General features: G+C 73.3%; 2 protein-coding genes. Both read right to left on the bottom strand.

What is annotated here, in order from left to right; translation table 11 throughout:
- Positions 1–46: 46 nt before the first annotated feature.
- Positions 47–1,237: an anhydro-N-acetylmuramic acid kinase gene (locus DW309_RS05025; RefSeq protein WP_136044747.1), complete on the bottom strand. Its 1,191-nt coding sequence runs from the start codon at positions 1,235–1,237 to the stop codon at positions 47–49.
- A partial coding sequence (locus DW309_RS05020) for an N-acetylmuramic acid 6-phosphate etherase (RefSeq protein ID WP_136044746.1) occupies positions 1,237–1,677 on the bottom strand: 441 nt, incomplete at its 5' end. The genes DW309_RS05025 and DW309_RS05020, both read right to left, overlap by 1 nt.

Genomic DNA, 1,677 nt, shown 5'->3' with positions numbered 1-1,677 from the left:
GCCCCTGCAGCTCTCGCGCCGCGCACCTGGCCTGCTCCGTGGCCGCTCACGACGCCGTCGCCTCCCCGAGCGTGAGCGAATCGATCGCCGCGACCGGCTCCGGCATGTGCAGCGGGCCGGCGCCGGGCGTGATCGTGCCGAGGATGCGGGGCTCGCGGGCGCCCGTGCCGCCGGCGACGATGGCGGGGACACCGTGCATCGTGGACCAGCCGATGAGCGCGAGCAGGATCGCCTCCTTGCTGTCGGCGGGAGCCCCCAGCTCGTCGGCCAGCACGACCTCGGTCTCCGGCAGCGCGGCGCGCAGACCCTCGAGGATCAGCGGGTTGCGGCACCCGCCGCCCGAGACGGCGAGGAAGCCGATGCCCGCCGCGGCGACGTCGCGGGCGACCGTGCGGACGGTGAGCTCGGTGAGCGTGCGCACGACATCGGCGACCGGGATGTCGCGGCCCTGCGCGGCCAGGTGCTCGTGCACGTAGCCGAGGTGGAAGTGCTCCTTGCCGGTGCTCTTCGGCGGCGTCAGCGCGTAGTACGGGTCGTCGAGGAGGGCCGACAGCAGCGCCTCGTCGACGCGGCCGGTGCGCGCCACGGCCGCATCGTCGTCGTAGCCGAGCGGGTTGAGCCCGTGCTCCACGATGACCGCGTCGACCAGCGCGTTCGCGGGACCGATGTCGTAGGCGACCAGGCCGTCCTGGCGCACGACCGTCATGTTCGAGATGCCGCCGAGGTTGAGGGCCGCCGTGACCCCGGCTCGTCCGCGCAGCAGCAGCTCGTCGAGGAACGACACCAGCGGGGCGCCGTGGCCGCCCGCGGTGATGTCGCGGATGCGGATGTCCGACACCACGGGTACCCCGACCCTCTCCGCGATCCAGGCGGGCTGCCCGATCTGCAGAGTCCCCAGGGCGTGGGCGCCGTCGACCCAGTGGTACACGGTCTGCCCGTGGGAGCAGATCGCGTCGACCCCGCCGACCTGCGCGGCGATGTCGGCCGCGACGTCGGCGAACGCCTGGCCGATGAGGGTGTCGAGCTCCGCGACCTCGGCGAGCGTGGTCGGCGCGGGCGGGAGGGCGGCGATCAGCCGGGCGCGCAGCTCCGGCGCGTACGGCACGCTCGTGGCCGCGAGCACGGTGCCGGTCAGGTCGACGCCGTGGTCGGTGAAGCCCCCGCTGGTCGCGAAGTCGACGACGGCGGCGTCGATCCCGTCGTGCGAGGTGCCGGAGATCAGTCCGAGGACGCGCATCAGTTCTCCTCCAGTACCGTGCGCAGGCGTCCGCCTGCCGCGGTGAGTCGGGTGGTGGCCGCGGCGAGGTCCTCGCCGCGGCGGATCATGATCGACGCGAGCTTCACGTCCCAGGCGGCGGTCTCCAGCGCCGCGACCGCGGTGTCGCGATCGACCTCGGCGATCGTGCGCACCATGCGGATCGCGCGCTCGCGGAGCTTGTGGTTCGTGGCCTTCACGTCGACCATCAGGTTGCCGTAGGCCTTGCCGCCTCGCACCATCGAGATGGTCGAGAACATGTTGAGCACGAGCTTCTGCGCCGTGCCCGACTTGAGGCGGGTGGAACCCGACAGCACCTCGGGGCCGACCTCGACCTCGATGCCGTGCTCGGCGACGGCGCTCAGCGGGGTGTCCGCGTTGCACGACAGCCCGATGCCCAGCGCCCCGCGCTCGCGCGCCCG

The sequence above is a fragment of the Microbacterium sp. K41 genome (assembly GCF_004794395.1).
GTDB lineage: Bacteria > Actinomycetota > Actinomycetes > Actinomycetales > Microbacteriaceae > Microbacterium > Microbacterium sufflavum.
Note: the sequence above shows the minus strand (reverse complement) of the source record. Positions and strands in the feature narration are given on the sequence as shown.

What these genes read in the sequence shown, in the direction of transcription:
- DW309_RS05025 (WP_136044747.1), bottom strand. Translation starts at nt 1,237, where the DNA reads ATGCGCGTCCTCGGACTGATCTCCGGCACCTCGCACGACGGGATCGAC.